General features: G+C 70.1%; 14 protein-coding genes. 2 read left to right on the forward strand and 12 right to left on the reverse strand.

The window, feature by feature from the left end; all coding sequences use genetic code 11:
- Positions 1 to 46: 46 nt before the first annotated feature.
- The 6 genes from DMC61_RS08060 to DMC61_RS08085 form a co-directional block, all read right to left on the reverse strand.
- On the reverse strand, positions 47 to 1216 hold the full coding sequence (locus tag DMC61_RS08060; RefSeq protein ID WP_125688019.1) for a lipid-transfer protein: 1170 nt from the start codon (positions 1214 to 1216) through the stop codon (positions 47 to 49).
- On the reverse strand, positions 1216 to 1611 hold the full coding sequence (locus DMC61_RS08065; RefSeq protein ID WP_037343547.1) for a MaoC family dehydratase: 396 nt from the start codon (positions 1609 to 1611) through the stop codon (positions 1216 to 1218). Before DMC61_RS08065 ends, DMC61_RS08060 begins: the two co-directional genes overlap by 1 nt.
- A complete protein-coding gene (locus DMC61_RS08070; RefSeq protein WP_125688021.1) occupies positions 1608 to 2522 on the reverse strand; it encodes a bifunctional MaoC family dehydratase N-terminal/OB-fold nucleic acid binding domain-containing protein in 915 nt (304 codons plus the stop codon). Before DMC61_RS08070 ends, DMC61_RS08065 begins: the two co-directional genes overlap by 4 nt.
- Complete coding sequence (locus tag DMC61_RS08075; protein WP_125688023.1) at positions 2519 to 3691, reverse strand: acyl-CoA dehydrogenase family protein; 1173 nt, start codon at positions 3689 to 3691, stop codon at positions 2519 to 2521. Before DMC61_RS08075 ends, DMC61_RS08070 begins: the two co-directional genes overlap by 4 nt.
- Positions 3692 to 3695: 4 nt before the next feature.
- Positions 3696 to 4760, reverse strand: coding sequence for an acyl-CoA dehydrogenase family protein (locus DMC61_RS08080; protein WP_125688025.1), 1065 nt, complete (start codon positions 4758 to 4760; stop codon positions 3696 to 3698).
- Positions 4761 to 4847: 87 nt separating this feature from the next.
- A complete protein-coding gene (locus DMC61_RS08085) occupies positions 4848 to 6239 on the reverse strand; it encodes a wax ester/triacylglycerol synthase family O-acyltransferase (RefSeq protein WP_125688027.1) in 1392 nt (463 codons plus the stop codon).
- 66 nt (positions 6240 to 6305) lie between these two features.
- Here DMC61_RS08085 and DMC61_RS08090 point away from each other — a divergent pair, with 66 nt between their 5' ends.
- Positions 6306 to 7553 (forward strand): alpha/beta hydrolase, encoded by a 1248-nt coding sequence (locus DMC61_RS08090; protein WP_125688029.1) that lies wholly within the window; start codon positions 6306 to 6308, stop codon positions 7551 to 7553.
- 351 nt (positions 7554 to 7904) lie between these two features.
- Here the strand turns inward: DMC61_RS08090 and DMC61_RS08095 are convergent, their stop codons facing one another.
- The 3 genes from DMC61_RS08095 to DMC61_RS08105 all read right to left on the reverse strand — a co-directional run bounded on the left by DMC61_RS08095 (position 7905) and on the right by DMC61_RS08105 (position 14045).
- Positions 7905 to 9089, reverse strand: a complete 1185-nt coding sequence (locus DMC61_RS08095) for an SWIM zinc finger family protein (protein ID WP_125688031.1) — start codon at positions 9087 to 9089, stop codon at positions 7905 to 7907.
- On the reverse strand, positions 9089 to 11854 hold the full coding sequence (locus DMC61_RS08100; protein WP_199749928.1) for a DEAD/DEAH box helicase: 2766 nt from the start codon (positions 11852 to 11854) through the stop codon (positions 9089 to 9091). Before DMC61_RS08100 ends, DMC61_RS08095 begins: the two co-directional genes overlap by 1 nt.
- A gap of 115 nt (positions 11855 to 11969) precedes the next feature.
- Complete coding sequence (locus DMC61_RS08105) at positions 11970 to 14045, reverse strand: acyl-CoA dehydrogenase (RefSeq protein WP_125688035.1); 2076 nt, start codon at positions 14043 to 14045, stop codon at positions 11970 to 11972.
- 145 nt (positions 14046 to 14190) lie between these two features.
- On the opposite strand from DMC61_RS08105, the gene kstR reads away from it, so the two are divergent.
- Positions 14191 to 14838 carry a cholesterol catabolism transcriptional regulator KstR gene (gene kstR, locus DMC61_RS08110; RefSeq protein WP_038523880.1) on the forward strand — a complete coding sequence of 216 codons (648 nt, stop codon included), beginning with the start codon at positions 14191 to 14193 and terminating at the stop codon, positions 14836 to 14838.
- A 60-nt stretch (positions 14839 to 14898) separates the two neighbouring features.
- Here the strand turns inward: kstR and DMC61_RS08115 are convergent, their stop codons facing one another.
- From DMC61_RS08115 to icmF, 3 genes are all read right to left on the reverse strand, one after another.
- Positions 14899 to 15888, reverse strand: coding sequence for a TIGR03557 family F420-dependent LLM class oxidoreductase (locus DMC61_RS08115; RefSeq protein ID WP_007033688.1), 990 nt, complete (start codon positions 15886 to 15888; stop codon positions 14899 to 14901).
- Entirely contained in the window at positions 15885 to 16730 is an 846-nt protein-coding gene (locus DMC61_RS08120) for an LLM class F420-dependent oxidoreductase (protein WP_016332833.1), read from the reverse strand. The genes DMC61_RS08115 and DMC61_RS08120 overlap by 4 nt, the downstream gene beginning before the upstream one ends.
- Before the next feature lie 43 nt (positions 16731 to 16773).
- Positions 16774 to 19622 (reverse strand): fused isobutyryl-CoA mutase/GTPase IcmF (gene icmF / locus DMC61_RS08125; RefSeq protein WP_125688037.1); only part of this gene is annotated, 2849 nt, incomplete at its 5' end.

Consider the following 19622-nt stretch of genomic DNA (forward strand, 5'->3'; position numbering starts at 1 on the left):
CCGTGGCAGGTACCGCTCTAGTACACCATCGGGCATTGAGGTGATCTCAACCCGCGGTCAGGACCAGTCCGCTCGTAGGTACGCCGGTGCCGGCGGTCACCAGCACACGCGCGGCCCCGTCCACCTGGTTGACGGCGTCGCCCCGGAGCTGCCGGACACCTTCGGCGATCCCGTTCATCCCGTGGATGTAGGCCTCCCCCAGCTGCCCGCCGTGCGGGTTGAGCGGGAGCTTCCCGTCCAGTTCCAGGGTGCCGCCGCCGATGAAGTCCTTGGCCTCGCCCTTCCCGCAGAAGCCGAGTTCTTCCAGCTGCATCAGGACATACGGGGTGAAGTGGTCGTACAGCACCGCGAGGTCCATGTCGCCGGGGCCCAGCCCGGACTGCTCCCACAACTGCCGTCCGACGACACCCATTTCGGGCAGCGCCGGCAGATCGTCGCGGTAGTAGCTGGTCATCACGTACTGGTCCGGCCCGCTCCCCTGCGCAGCCGCCGCGATCACGGTGGGCCGGTGCGGCAGGTCGCGCGCCCGCTCGGCACTGACGACGACCAGAGCGACCCCGCCGTCGCTCTCCTGGCAGCAGTCCAGCAGGTGCAACGGTTCGGCGACCCAGCGGGAGGCCTGATGGTCTTCGAGCGTGATCGGCTTGCCGTAGAACCACGCCTTCGGGTTGGTCGCCGCGCGGGCGCGGTCGACGACGGCCACCCGGCCGAAGTCCTCGCTCGTCGTGCCGTACTCGTGCATGTAGCGCCGGGCGAGCATGGCGACGGTCGCGGCCGGCGTCGCGATGCCCATCGGGTAGTGGAACGCGTTGTCGACGCCGGACGAGTTCACCTGCCCCGCCGCGGCCGAGGACACCTGCCCGAACCGCATCCCGGACCGTTCGTTGAAGGCCCGGTACGCGACGACGACGTCCGCGACGCCGGTCGCGACGGCCATCGCGGCCTGCTGCACGGTCGCGGCCGCGGCCCCGCCGCCGTAGTGGATCCGGCTGAAGAACTTGAGCTCCGGGATGCCGAGTTCCCGGGCGACGGCGATCTCGCTGTTGCCGTCCATGGTGAACGACACCAGTCCGTCCACATCGGACGGAGTGAGCCCGGCGTCCTTCAGCGCGCTCGAAACCGCTTCCGCCGCCAGCCTCAGCTCACTGCGCCCGGAGTCCTTCGAGAACTCCGTCGCGCCGATCCCGGCGATGGCCGCCCGTCCGGAGAGGGTCATCACTCGCCTCCCAACGTGATCGCCACGGTGCCCACCACATGTTCCCCGAGACTGTCCACACCGGACACCGCGATCACGACGTCGTCGCCGTCCCGTTCCGTGACCCGGCCGGTGAAGGTCAGCGTGTCGTAGGCGTAGCAAGGTACGCCGAGCCGGATCTTGATCGAGCGCACGAACGCCTCCGGGCCCGCCCAGTCGGTCACGAACCGTTGCACCAGGCCGGTGTCGGTGAGGATGTTGAGGAAGATGTCCTTCGAACCGCGCTGGACGGCGGCGTCGCGATCGTGGTGGACGTCCTGGAAGTCCCGCGTCGCCAGCGCGGTGCTCACCACGAAGGTCGGGGTGGCCTCGATCGTGAGCGGCGGCAGCTCGGTGCCGACCGAACAGTCCTTCATCGCGCGACCCTCCAAGCGGGCAACGTCAGTTCCTCGTCGATCTTCACGAAGGCCGCTTCCACCAGAAGTCCGATGTGGACGGTCTCGGGATCGGCGTCGAGCAGCTCGCCCATCACCCGGACACCCTCCTCCAGTTCGACGAGCGCGACCACGAACGGCAGATCCTTGCCGGGAACCTTCGGATGGTGGTGCACCACGTAGCTGTAGACAGTGCCGCGTCCGCACGCGACGACATAGTCCGGCTTGGCGTCGAAATCCCCGTCCGGCGGCATGGGCCCGGGCGGATGCCGCAGGGTTTCGCCCCAGCGCTGGATCCGCAGTTCCCCTTCCCGCAGTCCAGCCCAGAAGAACTCGGTGTCCTTGCTGATCACCGGCCGCAGCACGGGTGCGGCCGTCTTGGCGGGCTCGGCGCCCGGCGGACGGAATTTCAGCACCCGGAACACCATGTCCGCCACGGCCTCGTCGCCGACGTACCAGGTGGTCTTCGTCGTGACGAACCAGCCTTCACCCAGCGCGGTGCGTTTGGGCCCGACGACGCTTTCGAGTTTCGCGGTCGCGGCGACGCGTTCGCCGTGGCGCAGGTACCGGAAGTAGTTCTGTTCGGAGTTCGTCGCGACGACCGAGGTGAACCCGGCCTCGTCGAGCACCTCCATCATCGCGCCGAGCGGATCGTCCGACGCCCTCGTCCAGTGCAGCCCGCCCATCGTCCACACCTGCGCCATCGCGGGCGGCGCGACGAGTCCCTTGTGGACACTCGTGGCGGCGAACTCCTCGTCGACGTACACGGGATTGCGGTCGCCGATGGCTTCGACCCAGTTGTTCACCATCGCTTGATTGACCGCGTCACGTGCGGCCCTCGGCGCGGATTCCCCGCGCGCGGCGATGCGTTCGGCCGCTTCCTGGATGCTCATCGCGGCACCCTCGGCAGGCCGAGCCCGGCGGTCGCGATCAGCTCGCGCTGGATCTCGCTGACGCCGCCGCCGAAGGTCAGCACCAGATTGCGTTTGGCCACCACGTCCAGCCACTGCGCCAGTTCCGCGGTTCCGGCGTCGGCCTGATCGCCGTGTCGCGCCACGATCTCCTCCAGTTTCCTGGTCAGCCCCTGGATCCGCTCGGAGCCGACGATCTTGGTGGCCGACGCGTCGGCCACCGCCACCGGCCCGGTCGCGGACGACGCGGCGACCTGCCAGTTCAGCAGTTCGTTGATCCGGGCGGTCGCCAGGGTTTCCGCGAGGACGGCCCGGACGTCGGGCAGCTGGAGCAGCGGCGTCCCGTCCGGGATCTTCCTCGCCGCCGCCCATTCGCGGACGCGGTCGTGGAGACCGCCGATCCGCCCGGCGGGGCCGAGCATGACGCGTTCGTGGTTCAGCTGCGTGGTGATCAGCCGCCAGCCCTCGTTCTCCTTGCCCACCAGCATGTTCGCGGGCACCCGGACGTCCGAATAGTAGGTGGCGTTCACATGGTGGGCGCCGTCGCAGGTGATGATCGGCGTCCACGAGTAGCCCGGGTCACGGGTGTCCATGATGAGGATCGAGATGCCCTTGTGCCTGGGCGCGGCGGGATCGGTGCGCACGGCCAGCCAGATGTAGTCGGCGTCGTGCCCGCCGGTGGTGAAGATCTTCTGGCCGTTGACGACGTACTCGTCCCCTTCGCGCACCGCCGTCGTGCGCAGCGCCGCCAGGTCCGTTCCCGCCTCGGGTTCGGTGTAGCCGATGGCGAAATGCACCTCACCCGCGAGGATCTTGGGCAGGAACAGGGCTTTCTGCTCATCGGTGCCGAACGCCTGCAACGTGGGCCCGACGGTCTGCAAGGTCACCGACGGCAGCTGGACGTCGGCACGGGCGGCCTCGTCGACGAAGATGTGCTGCTCGATCTCGCCGAAACCCCGGCCGCCGTACTGTTCCGGCCAGCCGACGCCCAACCAGCCGTCGCGGCCCATCCGGCGCACGATCTCGCGGTACACCGGCCCGTGCCGCTCCCGCAGCATCGCGCGCCGCTCCTCCGGGCTCACCAGCCCGGCGAAGTACTTTCGCAGTTCGGAGCGCAACTCGTGTTGCGCCGCGGTCAGTTCGATCAGCATCGGTTCACCCCGCCACCAGTTCGCCCAGACCGGCCAGCCGATGCGAGGCGCCGCCGAGCGTTCGTCCCAGATCCTTGACCGCCGACGAGAACCGGTGCAGCGGATACGTTTCGTCCACGCCGATCCCGCCGTGCAGGTGATGGCAGACGGCCAGCGCCGAGGGCGCCTCCTCCGCCAGCCAGTAGGCCGCGATGTCGAGTTCCGTGTCGGCGTCGAGCCCCGCCGCGAGCCGCCAGACCGCCGACCGCGCGGCCAGCTGGACCGTTCTCGAAGCGACGTAGACGTCCGCGATCTGTTGCGCCACCGCCTGGAACGCCGCCAAGGGGCGCCCGAACTGTTCCCGTTCGCCGACGTGTTTCGTGGTCAGCGCGAGCGCGCCGGCGAGCAGCCCGTCGCCGAACGCCACGGCACCCGCGAGCGCGAACCGGTGCAGCGTCGCGATCGACTCGCCGGGGCCGTGCCCGTTGAGGAGGTCGGCGTCGGTGACGGTCACCGAATCCAGCGTCATCGTGTAGTCCGGTGTGCCGGAAGAGGTTCTCGTCGGCGTCAGGGTCACGCCGTCCGCGTGCGGATCGACGAGGAAGACGCCGGTGCCGCCGGGCAGCGAGGCGGGCGTCAGGATCCGGGTCGCCTCCGCCGCGAACGGCACACCGACCTTGACCCCGCTCAGGCGCCAGTCCCCGGCCGACTCCGCGGCGGTCGCGGGCCGGGTGGTGAACGGCGCGGAAGGTTCGTGCAGCGCGGCGGTGAGCACGGATTCGCCCGCGGCGACCGGCGGGAGCAGCGCCGACCGCTGATCCGGCCCGCCGAGCGTGGTGACCGGCAGGACACCGAAGGCCAGCGACGCCAGCGCGGGCGCCGTCGAGGCGACGCGGCCGAGTTCGGTCAGCACCAAGGCGACTTCGGCGACACCGAGGCCGTCGCCGCCGAGTTCGGCGGGCAGCGCCAGGGCGAGCAAACCGGCGTCGGCCAGCGCGCGCCACGCGTCCGCGGACTCACGCTCCTTGCCGAGCACACGCGCGGCCAGCGCGGTGACCTCGGTCTGCGTCTCGTCGAACTGGAAGTCCACACTGGCTCCTCACCGGGGCGAACGGGCACAATATTGAAACCTGTTCTAGTCTTAACCGGAAGGAGCCGCGACGGCAAGGGGGAGGATCTAGGAGGTGGCCTCGAGCAACTCCGCGAGCGCGTCGGCGAAGTGGTCGGCGAGCGGCCACAGCTCACCGGTGAGCTCGCGGGCGCCGAGCAGGCCGACGTCGACCCTGCCCGCGTTGGACAGCACGGTGATGTTGAGCCCGGCGCCGTGGAACACCGGGCCGAGCGGGTACAGCCCGGTGATCCGGCAGCCCAGCAGGTACAGCGGCATCGGCGGCCCCGGCACGTTGGAGACCACCAGGTTGTGCACCACCGGATGCCGTTCGGCCAGGCGCAGCGCGGAATACGCGCGGACCGCGAGCCCGAACATGGTCGCCGCCGAGAACTGCGCCCAGTCCTGAAGCATGTCCGCGTCGATGTCGTGGTGATGGTCCTTGGACAGCCGGTTCGACTCCGCGAGCATGAACACGCGCGCGGCGGGATCCTCCAGATGAGTGGGCAGCGACGCGAAGAACGCCGAGACCTTGTTGATCCCGTGCTCGCGCTCGGTGCGTCCGTGCACCGACACCGGAACGGTCGCCACCAGCGGATCGTCCGGCAGTTCACCGCGATCCCGCAGGAACTGCCGCAGGGCACCGGCGACCACGGCGAGGACGACGTCGTTGACGGTCACCCCGAAGGCGTTCTTGACCCGTTTGACGTCCTCGAGGTCGAGCGAGGCGTAGGCGACGCTGCGGTGCGCGGTGATCGTGCCGTTGAACGACGTCCGCGGCGCGGTGAACGGGACCGGCATTCCCTTGCCCTGCAACGCTTTACCCAGCCATCTCGGCACGAGTTCGAGCAGGCCGGGGAGCAGTTTCGCCACCTCGACCGGACGTTTCACGAACGACGTCAGCCCGGCGCCGAACAGCGCTCGTCTGCCGGGAACGTCCGCGTTGCGGCGTTCGTCCCGCGCGATCTCCGGCGGCGGGGCGTCCGGTTCGAGCCCGGCGAGGGAGGCGATCAGGCTGGCGCCGCCGACCCCGTCGACGCTGGCGTGGTGCATCTTCAGGAGGACCGCGATCCCGCCGTCCGCCAGGCCTTCGATGACGTACAACTGCCAGAGCGGCTGCGCGCGGTCCAGCCGTTGTCCCGCGATGTGGGCGCAGAGTTCGGCCAGTTCCCGCCGGTCGCCGGGAGCGGGTACGCCGATGCGGTGCACGTGGGCTTCGAGGTCGAAGTCCTCGTCCTCCACCCAGACCGGATGCGCCGGATTCCAGAGTGGATTGTGCAGCTTGCGCCGGAACGCCGGGATCAGCTCGACCCGTTCGGCCAGTTTCTCCTTGAAGCGCTCGAAATCGTAGCCGCCGGGCATGGTCGAACCGTCCAAGGTGAGCAGCCCGCACACGTGCAGTACCTGGGCGGGTGTCTCCAGGTACAGAAAACTCGCGTCCAGACCACTCAATCTCTGCATGAGAATCACCTTAAGTGAACTTTGCAACCCGTTCTAGGCGGTCACCCGGCGGTAGGATCGGTCGCCATGCAGCCGAGTTTCGTCCTCCGCCAGGCACTCCAGCTCGCGCTCACCGCGAACGCGCTGAAGCCGCCGCGAGGCGCCCGCACGGCGGTCCCGGCGTTCTTCGCGGGCTGGCTCACCGGGGAACTCGCCCCGCATCTGCTCGCGCTCACCGCGGCCGACGCGGCGGCGCACGTCGCCCGGCACCGCGGGGCGTCGAGCAAGACGGGGCTCGCCCTCGCGGCGGCGTCGGCGGCCGGGCTCGGCACGCTGATCGCGCAGTCCCAGCGGGCCCGCGACGAGATCGAGACGGCGCTGACCGAAGGCATCGGCGAGGCGTACACCGACGAACTCGAGCACCCGCCGAGCCCGACGGACCTCGCGACGCCGTGGGGCCAGCTGGCGATGCCGTTCCGCATGCGCGACCCCGAGGTGCGGCGGACCCGCAACGTCGCCTACGCGCCCGGCGGGAAACGGTTCCTGCTCGACATCTACGCCCCGCGGGAACCGGTCACCGGCGCGCCGATCCTGCTCCAGGTGCACGGCGGCGCCTGGGTGATCGGCAACAAGGACCAGCAGGGCCTGCCGCTGATGCTGCACATGGCCAAACGCGGCTGGATCTGCGTCGCGATCAACTACCCGCTCTCCCCCGCCGCCCGCTGGCCCGCGCACATCGTCGCCGCGAAACGCGCGCTGGCCTGGATCCGGGACAACGCGGAGACCTACGGCGGCGACCCGTCCTTCGTCGCCGTCACAGGCGGATCCGCGGGCGGGCATCTCGCCGCACTGCTCGCGCTGACAGCCAACGACCCGGCGCTGCAGCCCGGCTTCACCGAAGCCGACACGAGCATCCAGGCGTGCGCCCCGCACTACGGCGTGTACGACTTCGCCGCGACCAGCGGGCGGCGCTCCAGCCAGACCCGGCTGAAGACGCTCATCGCCCGGCACGTCTTCGAGGCGGACCGTGATCCGGTGAACTTCCTCGACGACTACATCGCGGCCTCCCCGCTCGACCGGATCACCGAGGACGCGCCGCCGTTCTTCGTCATCCACGGCGTCCACGACTCGCTGGTGCCGGTGGGCGAGGCGCGCGAATTCGTGCGGCGCCTGCGGGACAAGTCCCAGCGCGAGGTCGCGTACGCGGAGATCTCCGGCGCGCAGCACGCCTTCGACGTCTTTCCCTCGATCCGCAGCGCCCATGTGGTGCGCGGGGTGGAACGGTTCCTGGAGTGGAGCTACCGCACCTGGCGGCGCCGCTCCAGCTCCGCGTGAGCGGTGTCCCGACCTCGGTCCCGGTCCGTGAAGGCCTCCTTGAGGGACTCTGGGTCCCTCAAGGAGGCCTTCACGGACAGCGGGGGCGAGCGAGCGTGCCAACGGCGTGGTGTGGCGCGTCTCGTGAGTGGCAAGGACGGTTAGTCCTGGATACCTACTGGCGGTCTTGCGTGACTGGCTGGACGACACACGTGATCAGATGGACGACACGCGTGTCTGGACGGACGACTCGCGGCGAAGGCTCCGCCGCAGGCGTGTCGTCCATCTGGTCACATGTGTCGTCCGTCGGATCACAGGTGCCGTCCGGTCAATCACGCGAAACCACCGGCTCGGAACAGTGGTCGTGAGTGGTTAGGGCGGGTAGATCACGTCCATCGGCCGGGCAGAGGACGGGCCGTCGACCCGCCAGCCTTCGCCGTCGCGCACGAAGCGGTACCACCGTTCGTCACGGCCGTAGCGCAGTTGCAGATCGCCCTGCGTGATCCGGTTCCGCCAGGTCTTGGGCTCGCCAGGCAACCCCGACTCGGCCAGGTCCGCCTTGGCCTGGGCGAGCGGCGCCTGCGCGGGACGCCACGCCTCCCGGACCACCGCCATCCCGCCCCGGCCCGCCTCACGCCAGGCCTGCGCCCACAGGACAAGATCCCGCGCCGCCACGCCGGCCGCTTCGGCGAGTTCGGCAACCACGTGCGGTTCGCTCGCCGCCGCGCGACGGGCGAGGTCCTCCTCGAACGACAGCTCCGCTTCCCGCTCGGGCCCCATGACCAGCAGTTCCCAGGCCCTCGCGGCGGCGTCGGCGGCCAGCTCGACGAACATCTCCCCGCTCCAGCCGGTGCGGTGCGGCGGGTCGACGTCGAGGACCGCGGGCGGCCCGACCGTGCTCGGGACGGCCGGACGCGGCGGCAGCGCGGCGATCCGCCGGGTGTAGGCCCGCTTCGGGTCCACTCCGGGCGCGGCGGGGGCGCGCACCCGCTTGCCCGGCGTGCTCGCGGGCGCGCGGCGGGACCGCAGTTCGGCGAGCACGGCCTCCCTCGGCCTGCCGCGCAGCAGGAACAGCACGAACGGATCGGTGTCGACCTCGTCCGCGACCAGGCTGTACACCGCGGCGACGTGTTTGCACGGGTTCGCGCTGTCCGGACAGGAGCACTTCGGGCGCAGATCGCCGGGGCCGGGCAGCAGGTCCGCGCCGGCGGTCCGCGCGTCCTCGGCCAGCTCACCGGGCAGTTCGCCGTCGAGGAGGGCGGCGACGTGCCCGAGCCGTGAGCCGACCATGCCGAGCAGGCTCTCCCATTGCGGCTCGGTGAACGCCCGCATGTGGATGGTCACCCGGTACGGCACCGCCCGGCTGCCCTGCACCCAGGCCGTCACCTCGCCCGCGCCGACCGCGAGCTTGCTGACGGTGCCTTTGCGCGCGTACGTCCGCCCTCGCGGCAGGCGGTTCGGATCGAGCTTGGCGCGCTCCTCCAGCGCCTCGACCCACGCCTTGCCCCACCACGTGTTGCCGAAGGTGCGCCGTTTCCGCCCTGTCGCGCCGGGCATCACGTCCCCCCGAGCCGGACCAGGTCGGCCAGTTCGTCGTCGGAGAGCTCGGTGATCCAGTCCTCGCCCGCGCCGATGACCGCGTCGGCCAGGCCGCGTTTGGTCTCCAGCACCTTGGCGATGCGCTCCTCGAGCGTGCCTTCGGCGATCAGCCGGTGCACCTGGACCGGCCGGTCCTGCCCGATCCGGTACGCGCGGTCGGTGGCCTGGTCCTCGACGGCCGGGTTCCACCAGCGGTCGTAGTGGATCACGTGGGTGGCCTTGGTCAGGTTGAGCCCGACCCCGCCCGCCTTGAGCGAGAGCAGGAACACCGGGACCTCGCCGGCCTGGAACCGGGCGACCATGTCCTCCCGGACCTTGGGCGTGCTCGACCCGGACAGGAGCATCGTCGGCAGCCCGCGTTCGGCCAGGCGTTTCTCCAGCAGGCGGCACAACTGGACGTATTGGCTGAACACGAGCACGCTGTCGCCCTCGTCGAGGATGACGTCGAGCAGTTCCTCGAACGCGGCGAGCTTGCCGGACCGGCCGTGCAGCACGCCGGGTTCCTTGAGGTACTGCGCCGGGTGGTTGCAGATCTGCTTGAGCTCGGTGAGCAGTTTCAGCACCTGCCCGCGCCGGGCCACCCCGTCCAGTTCGCGGATCATCGCGAGGTTTTCCCGGACCACGGCCTCGTACAGTGTCGTCTGCTCGGCGGTGAGCGGGACGAACCGGTCGGTCTCGGTCTTGCGCGGGAGCTCGGGCGCGATGTCCGGGTCGGTCTTCTTGCGGCGCAACAGGAACGGCCGGACGGTCGCGGCGAGCCGTTCGGTCGCCGCGGTGTCCCGGTCCCGCTCGATCGGGCGCGCGACCTTGCGGCGGAACCCGTCGAGCGAACCGAGCAGGCCCGGCGTCGTCCAGTCGATGATGGACCACAGTTCGGTGAGCCGGTTCTCCATCGGCGTCCCGGTCAGCGCGACCTTCGCGGCGGCCGGGATCTTCCGCAGTTCCTTGGCGGTGACCGAAAGCGGGTTCTTGACGTGCTGCGCCTCGTCGGCCGCGATCATCCCCCAGTCCACTTCGGACAGTGTCTCGCGATCGCGGCGAAGCACACCGTACGTGGCGAGCACGACCTCGACGGGCGCGACCTCGTCGAGATGCCGTCCGCCGCCGTGGAACCGGCGCACCGGGATGTCCGGCGCGAACCGGGCGAACTCCCGTTCCCAGTTGCCCAGCAACGACGTCGGGCACAGGACGAGCGTCGGGCCCTCGCCGCGCGGGCGGCGGTGCAGGTGCAGGGAGATGAGCTGGATCGTCTTGCCGAGCCCCATGTCGTCGGCGAGGCAGGCACCGAGACCGAGCCCGGTCATCGTCGCCAGCCAGGAGAGCCCGGCCTTCTGATACGGCCGCAGGGTGGCCTTCAGTTCCGAGGGCTGCTCGATCGGTTCCGCCGCGCTGTCACGGATCCGCTGGAGCAGCCCCGTCAACGCCGATGGGGCGGTGAACTCGACCTTTTCGCCGTCCAGCTCCAGCTCGCCGGTGAGCGCCGCGGCCAGTGCCTCGGCTCCCGACAGCTTCTTCGCCCGGTGGGCGCGCACCTTGGCGATCAGGCGCGCGTCGACCTTGACCCATTTGCCCCGCAGCCGCACCAGTGGCCGCTTCGCCTCGGCGAGCGCGGTGACCTCGGCGTCGGTGAGGTCCTCGTCGCCGAGACTCATCCGCCAGCGGAACCGCAGCAGGCTCTTGAGCGTGAACTCGGGCCCGGTGACGCTGCCCGGGGCCTGCGTCGCGCTCGCCTTCGCCTTGAGCTCGCCCGCGAAGAGGTCTTTCGGCCACTGCACCTCGATGCCGGCTCCGCCCAGCGCCGCGTCCCCGTGGGTGAGCAGGTCGACGACCTCGTCGTAGTCCAGCACCAGCCCTGTCGGCGCGGCGGACTGGAGCATGCGGCCGAGCGGCGCCCACGCCCTGGCTCCCCGGCGCAGGCCGAGCAGCAGCTGCGTCTCCACCTGCTCACCCATGCGTTCCAGCACCGCCTCCGGCGCGTCCCACAGTGTCGCCGCCTCGACGATCAGGCTCGGGTCGGCGGCGCTCCGCACGGCGAGGACGGCCTCGAACGTGGGCTCGTCTTCGGGATCTTCGGGTTCGTGGACCTCCATGCGCAGGACGAGATGCGCGCCCTGGGCCTGCCGGGCGCTCAGTTCCGCCAGCCACGCGGCACCGTCCGGCCCGACCAGCGTCGGCTGGACGGCCGCGAACGCCGGACCACCCGCCGCGACGCTCGCGGCGGGCGTGCGGACCAGCACGTCCGCCGTCGCGTCCCAGAGCGCGCGGATCAACGACTCCGGCGAATGCAGCCGGATCCGTTTCAGCCCGGACAACGGCAGCGCGTGCGCCTCGGGAGGCAGCGCGGCGGCGAGCCCGCGCATCATCTCCTCGTCGGCGACGTCGAGCGGGCCGACCCGCCACGAATCCACCCCACCGGGTGAGGCCGCGGGCAGCAGCCTGCCGCGGGCGATGAGGTTCACCCCGGCCTCGGCGACGGCCGACCACGCGGCGATGGCCGGGCTCAGCTCGCCCTCCGCGGTGAGCAGCCGCGGAATCGCGCGTGACAACGGGACGAGTGCCGCGTCGACCTTCGTGCGCCGGAAGACCTTGCCCGCCGGCAGCACGAGTTCGATCGCGGTGTCACCCGCTACGCCGTCTCCCCACAGCGCCAGCACTCCGTCCCGCGGGGGATCCGAGGGGACGAAGGTGGCTTGGGTTCCTGTGCCGAACTCCACGGCTCGCACGCTAGAGCACCGGACTGACATCCCTCGGGCGGCGGTGCTATGAACGGTCCGTTCCTTGCAAATTTTGCAAGGAACGGACCGTTCATAGCACGCGGAACGGGCGTGACAGGGACTTTCAGGACCGCGGAAGCCCCAGCAACCGCTCGGCCGTCAGCGACAGCAGCACCTGGGTCGTCCCGCCCGCGATACTGAGGCACCGGGTCAGCAGGAACTCGTGCTGCGCCGGGTCGCCGTCCACGAGGGCGCGCTCACCGAGCGACTCCAGCGCGAACTCCGCCACCGCCTGCCGGTGCCGCACCCCCAGCAGCTTGCGCACACTCGACTCGGCGCCGGGGTCCTGCCCGTCGAGCCGCCGCAGCGTCGCCCGCAGGTCCAGCACCGAACACGCGCTCCCGTCCGCGATCAACGCGCCGAGTTCCTCCAGGTCGGCGCCGTCGCCCAGGGTGGCGAGCAGGTTCTCGACGCCCTCCCCCACCGCCGAACCGCTCCCGAGCGCGACCCGTTCGTTCGCCAGCGTCGTCCGCGCGAGCCGCCAGCCGCCGTCGACCTCCCCGACCACCATCTCGTCCGGCACGAACACGTCGTCGAGGAACACCTCGTTGAAGACGGCGTCGCCGGTGATCTCGCGCAGGGGCCGCGTGCTGATCCCGTCGGCGGTCATGTCGACCAGGAAGTAGGTGATCCCCTGGTGTTTCGGCGCGTCCGGATCGGTGCGCGCCAGGCAGATCGCCCAGTCGGCTTCGCGCGCGAGCGAGGTCCACACCTTCTGGCCGTTGAGCAGCCATCCGCCGTCGGCGCGGCGGGCCGACGTGCGCAGCGACGCGAGATCCGAACCCGCTCCCGGCTCGCTGAACAGCTGGCACCAGGTGATCTCGCCACGCAGCGTGGGTACGGCGAACCGTTCTCGCTGCGCCGGGGAGCCGTGTTCCAGCAACGTCGGCACGGCCCAGCCGCCGATGACCAGATCCGGGCGGCGGACCCCCGCACCGTCGAGCGCGGCGTCGATCCGCAGTTGCTCGGCGGCCGTCGCGCCCCTGCCGTACGGAGCAGGCCAATGCGGGGCCAGCAGTCCCGAGTCGGCCAGCGCGACCCGGCGTTCCGGCTCGGGCAGGGCGGCGATTCCGCCGACCAGGTCACGGAGTTCGGCGTCCTCGCCGACGTCGACGCTCAGCGTCCGGCGGTCACCGCGCAGCGCGAGTTCGGCCGCGCGACGGCGCCAGCGGGCGGAACCGCCGAGCCACTGCCGCAGGGCTACAGCGCGGCGCAGGTAGAAGTGCGCGTCATGCTCCCAGGTGAATCCGATGCCGCCGAGGACCTGGATACAGTCCTTCGCGTTGGCCACGGCCGCGTCGAGCGCGTACGCCGCGGCAGTCGCGGCCGCGAGGGCGTGCTGCGCGGGGTCTTCGGCCGCCCTCGCCGCGTCCCACGCGAGCGCGTCGGTGGCTTCGGCCCGGCACAGCATTTCCGCGCACAGATGCTTGATCGCCTGGAACGACCCGATGGGGCGGCCGAACTGCTCCCGGACCTTCGCGTAGTCGACAGCGGTCCGGAGACACCATCGGGCGATCCCCGCGGCTTCGGCGGCACCGAGCGTGGCGGCGTAGGCATCCACCGGCAGCGCCTCGAAAACCGCTTCGGACCGCACCTTCTCGCACCGGACCCGGCCGACCGGCCGTGAAAGATCGAACGGCTCCTCCTGCCGAATGTCCATTCCGGACGCTCCGGGCGGGATGAGCGCGGAGACTGCGCCGTCGGCGACGAGCGTCCACGCCGACGGGTGAACGTCGAGCGCCGTTCCCGATTCACCGTCGACGACCGAATCCTCGACGCGGAAACCTCCGCCCAGCACCACCGCCAGCCGCTCGGTCCCGTCGGCGAGACCGGGCAGGATCTCCTTGGCGGTCTGGGGAACCGTCGCGAGCAACGCCCCGCCCAGCACCGTCCCGAGGACAGGGCCGGGTACGAGCGCTTCGGCGGCTTCGGCGAGCCCGGCGGCCAGATCGGCGAGCGTGCCGCCGGCGCCGCCGACGTCTTCGGGAATCGCCACGCCGAACAGGCCGAGTTCCGCCAGCCCTGACGGCGGCTCGGCGATCCGGCCACTTCGGACGGCGTCGACGGGACGAGCCGAGGCCGCCCAGGCGCGGATCGACGCGGCCAGGGCCGCCTGTTCTTCGGTGAGCGCGATCGACACGGGTGAGACCTCCTCGCCGGACCTACCCGCGAGTGTAGAACGTGTTACAGTTTCTTGCCCAGTGGGTCACGTCTTGAACAGTTCGTCCGCTTAGGTACGCTACGTGAGGAAAGTGGAACAAGTTCCGACGAAGGGGGACGTGGCGATGCCAGGGAAGGCCAAGGCGCCCACGAGCGCGAAAGCGCGAAGCGGCAACGGTCTCTCCGCGCTCGGCGGCGAGGAACTCGGCTCCGCGGCCCAACGCGACCGGCGGCGCCGCATCATCGACGCGACCCTGACGCTCGCCGCGAAGGGCGGGTACGACGCCGTCCAGATGCGCGCGGTCGCCGAGAAGGCGGACGTCGCGCTCGGCACGCTGTACCGCTACTTCCCCTCGAAGATCCACCTGCTGGTTTCCGGGCTGGCCAGGGAATTCGAGCGCGCGCAGGAGAAGCTCGACCGCGCCGCCATCCCCGGCGACACCCCGAGCGAGCGGCTGATGTTCGTCCTCGGCCGCAACACCCGGCTGATGCAGCGGGACCCGCACCTGACCGAGGCGATGGTCCGCGCGTTCATGTTCGCCGACACGACCGCGGCCGCCGAGGTCGAACAGGTCGGGCGGCTCATGGAGAACATGTTCGCCAAGGCCATGGGCATCGAGGACCCGACCGAGGCCGATCGCGACATCTTCCACGTCATCGCCGACGTCTGGATGGCGAACCTGGTCGCCTGGGTGACGCGGCGCGCGTCGGCGGCCGACGTCGCGAACCGGCTGGAGCTTTCGGTGCACCTGCTGCTGGACAAGAACGTCTGAACGCCATGAAAGGTCCTTTCCTGGCAAAATTTGCAAGGAAAGGACCTTTCATAGCGCGCGTCAGGCGGTCAGCTTGGGCAGTACGTCCCGCCCGAAGGTCTCGATGAACTCGTCCTGGTTCCGCCCCACGTTGTGGATGTAGATCCGGTTGAAGCCCGCGTCGACGTACTTCTGCAGCGCCGCGCGGTGCACGTCCGGATCGGACGAGACGACCATGCGCCCCTCGAAGTCCTCACGCCGCACCAGTTTCGCCATCTGCGCGAAGTCGAACGGCGAGCGGATGTCGGCCTTCGGGAACTTCATGCCGCCGTTGGGCCACTGGTCGAGCGCGTTCGCCCACGCCGTCTCGTCGTCCTCGGCCCACGACAGGTGCACCTGCAGCAGCTTCGGCATCGAGTCCGGGTCCTTGCCGGCCTTGCGCGCGCCGGTGCCGAAGTTGTCGAGGATCCCCGCCAGCTTCTCGATCGACGCGCCCGGCGTGATCAGCCCGTCCGCGAGCTCGCCGGTCTTGCGCGAGGTGTACGGGCCCGCCGACGCGATGTAGATCGGCGGCGGCTCGTCCGGCAGCGTCCACAGCCGGGTCGTGTGCAGTTTGAAGAACTCGCCGCTGTGCTTGACGTCCTTGCCGGTGAACAGCTTCCGGATGACCTCCAGCGCCTCGAACATCCGCCGGACGCGCTCGGGTGCTTCGGGCCAGTAGCCGCCGATGATGTGCTCGTTGAGCGCTTCACCGGACCCGATACCGAGCCAGGTCCGGCCCGGATAGGTCGCCTCCAGCGTCGCCGCGGCCTGCGCGACCATCGACGGGTGCAGCCGGAACGACGGGCACGTCACGCCCGGTCCGAGGTCGCCCGTGGTGTTCTCCGCCAGCGACGCGAGCACGCTCCACACGAAGGACGCTTCACCCTGTTGAGGGACCCACGGCTGGAAGTGATCGGCCGCCATCTGGCCGGAGAACCCGTGCTGTTCGGCCAGTGCGGCCAGCCGGATCGACTCGCGCGGGGAGAACTGCTCCAACGCCGCGGCCAAGCCGATTTGAACCTCAGTCACGCCTGCTGCCCCTTTCGAAAGCTCTCGGCGACCTTCGCGAACTGGTCGAGTCGGTCCAGTGTCGCCGCTTCGGGCTCGGTCGGCAGGAAGAGCGTCGCCTCGTCGACGCCGCCCTCGACGAGCCTGCCCAGCGCGTCCTCTTCCGGTGTCGCGCCGAAGGCCGAGAACTTGACGTCCTCGCGCCCCTGGTCGGCCAGCCACTGACGCGCCCGGCGAAGCTCCTCCGGCGGGGTGTACGCGTGCGGCAGCCAGCCGTCGCCGTACTTGGCGATCCGCTCCATCGCCTTCCGCCCCGCGCCGCCGATGTAGATGGGCGGATGCGGCTTCTGCACCGGCTTCGGCCACGCGAAGATCGGGTCGAAGTCGACGTGCTCGCCGTGGAATTCGGCCTCGTCCTTCGTCCAGATCTCCTTCAGCGCGGCGAGTTGCTCGTCGACGAGCGCGCCGCGGGTGCGCGGATCCGTGCCGTGATTGCGCATTTCCTCCCGGTTCCAGCCGACGCCGACACCGAAGACGAACCTGCCTCGCGAGACCAAGTCCAGCGAAGCGACCTCTTTCGCCGTGTGGATGACGTCGCGCTGCTGAAGCAACGCGACGCCCGTCCCCAGCTTCAGGGTCGACGTGGCCCCGGCCGCCGCCGTCAGCGCGACGAACGGATCCAGGGTCCGGTAGTACACGCGCGGAAGTTCGCCGCCGCCCGGGTACGGCGTTTCCCGGCTCACCGGGATGTGCGAATGCTCCGCGATGTGGAGCGAGCTGAACCCGCGCTCTTCGGCGGCTGCGGCGAGGACGTCCGGCCTGATGCCCTCATCGGTGATGAAGGTGGCGATTCCGATCTCCATGTCCAGCAACTACCCGGACACGCACCGCGATATTCCCGGCCCGCTAGACGTTGCGGCGGTACTGCCCACCCACCTCGAAGAACGCCTCGGTGATCTGGCCGAGCGAGCACACCCGCGCCGCGTCCATCAGGACACCGAACAGGTTGCCGCCGCGGGTCGCGGCCTCGCGCAGCGTCTTGAGCGCGACCTGCGCCTCGGCGTGGTGGCGGCGCTGGAAGTCCTCCAGCCGCTCCAGCTGCGAACGCTTCTCGTCCTCGGTCGCCCGCGCGAGCTCCACCTCGACGTCGTTCTCGCCGCCGTTCGGGTTGCGGAAGGTGTTGACGCCGACGATCGGCAGCGTGCCGTCGTGCTTCTGGCGTTCGTACAGGATCGACTCGTCCTGGATCTTGCCGCGCTGGTAGCCGGTCTCCATCGCGCCCAGCACACCGCCGCGCTCGGAGATCCGGTCGAATTCCAGCAGCACGGCCTCTTCGACCAGGTCGGTCAGCTCGTCGATGATGAACGAGCCCTGCAGCGGGTTCTCGTTCTTCGACAGGCCCCACTCCTTGTTGATGATCATCTGGATGGCCATCGCGCGCCGCACGGAGCTCTCCGACGGCGTGGTGATCGCCTCGTCGAAAGCGTTGGTGTGCAAGGAGTTCGCGTTGTCGTAGAGCGCGCACAGCGCCTGCAGCGTGGTGCGGATGTCGTTGAAGCTCATCTCCTGCGCGTGCAGCGAGCGGCCGGAGGTCTGCACGTGGTACTTGAGCTTCTGCGAGCGCTCGTTGGCGCCGTAGCGCTCCCGCATCGCGACGGCCCAGATCCGGCGCGCGACCCGGCCCAGCACCGAGTACTCGGCGTCCATGCCGTTGGAGAAGAAGAACGACAGGTTCGGCGCGAAGTCGTCGATGTCCATCCCGCGCGCGAGGTAGCTCTCGACGTAGGTGAAACCGTTCGACAGGGTGAACGCCAGCTGCGAGATCGGGTTCGCCCCGGCCTCGGCGATGTGATAGCCGGAGATCGACACCGAGTAGAAGTTCCGGACGCCGTGCTCGATGAACCATTCCTGGATGTCGGCCATCATGCGCAGGCTGAACTCGGTGGAGAAGATGCAGGTGTTCTGCCCCTGGTCCTCCTTGAGGATGTCCGCCTGCACGGTGCCGCGGACGTTGCGCAGCGCCCATTCGCGCAGTTCGGCGGCCTCGGTCTCGGTCGGCTCGCGGCCGTGCTCGGCCTTGAACGCCGCCATCCGCTGGTCGATCGCGGTGTTGAGGAAGAACGCGAGGATCGTCGGCGCGGGCCCGTTGATCGTCATCGACACCGACGTGCTCGGCGAGGTCAGGTCGAAACCGTCGTAGAGCACCTCCATGTCCTCCAGCGTCGCGATGGAGACACCCGAGGTGCCGACCTTGCCGTAGATGTCGGGGCGGGTGTGCGGGTCGTGCCCGTACAGCGTCACCGAGTCGAAGGCGGTCGAAAGGCGCTTCGCGTCGGAATCGGCCGAGAGGAGCTTGAACCGCTTGTTGGTCCGGAACGGGTCGCCCTCGCCGGCGAACATCCGCGCCGGATCCTCGCCCTCGCGCTTGAACGGGAAAACGCCCGCGGTGTAAGGGAAGTATCCGGGCAGGTGCTCGCGGCGCAGGAACGACAGCAGCTCGCCGGATTCGGTGTAGCGCGGCAGTGCCACGCGCGGGATCCGGTTGCCGGACAGCGTGTCGCGCCAGAGCTGGGTGTGCAGTTCCTTGTCGCGGATCTTCACGACCAGCTCGTCGGCACGGTAGGACTCGGCCAGCTCCTGGAAGCGCGCCAGGAGATTCGTCGTTTCACCGTCCACATCGGACTCGGCGGCGGCGAGCAGGCCGTCGAGCGCGTCGGTGCTCGCGTCGACGGCCGCCAGCGCCTCCTTGGCGGCGGCGAGGTGCTCGCGTTTGCGCAGCGCGGCGACCTGCCGCTCGGTCTTGGCGTGGTAACCGCGGACGGTCTCGGAGATCTCCGCGAGATAGCGCGTCCGGTTGGCCGGGATGATCGTGCTGGCGTCGGTGGAGACCTTGCCTTCGACCTGCGGCAGCACACCCGCCGAAACGGTCAGCCCGCGTTCGGCGAGCGTGTCGCGCAGGTGCTGGTAGAGCGCGGTGACGCCGTCGTCGTTGAACTTCGCGGCGCTGGTGCCGTAGACGGGCATGTCCTCGGGCGAGGAGCTGAACGCCTCGCGGTTGCGCACGAGCTGGCGCGCGACGTCGCGGCGGGCGTCTTCGGCGCCGCGGCGCTCGAACTTGTTGATCGCCACCGCGTCGGCGAAGTCGAGCATGTCGATCTTCTCCAGCTGCGACGCCGCGCCGAACTCCGGCGTCATGACGTACAGCGACTGGTCCACGTAGTCGACGATGCCGGCGTCGCCCTGGCCGATACCGGGCGTCTCGACGATCACGAGGTCGAAGCCCGCCGCCTTGCAGGCGAGGATGGACTCGGAAAGCCCGGTGGGGATCTCGCCGCTGGTGGTCCGCGTGGCGAGGGACCGGAAGTAGACCGGGCTGCCGTCGAGGCAGTTCATCCGGATGCGGTCGCCGAGCAGCGCTCCGCCGCCCTTGCGGCGCGACGGGTCGACGGCGAGCACCGCGATGCGGAGCTTGTCCTCCTGGTCCAGCCGGAACCGGCGGATCAGCTCGTCGGTGAGCGACGACTTGCCGGAACCACCCGTCCCGGTGATGCCGAGGACCGGCACGGTCCGCGACTTGGCGGCCTCCGTGATCTTGTCGAGCACATCCTGCGGCAGCGACTCGCGCTGCAACTGCGTGATGACCCGCGACAGCGCCGGGATGTCACCCGAGAGCAGTTTGTCCAGCGAGCCGGGCGACTGCGCCGCGAGGTCCGTGTCGCAGGCCTTGATCATCAGGTTGATCATGCCCGGGAGGC

The sequence above is a fragment of the Amycolatopsis sp. WAC 04169 genome (assembly GCF_003947535.1).
Lineage (GTDB): Bacteria > Actinomycetota > Actinomycetes > Mycobacteriales > Pseudonocardiaceae > Amycolatopsis > Amycolatopsis keratiniphila.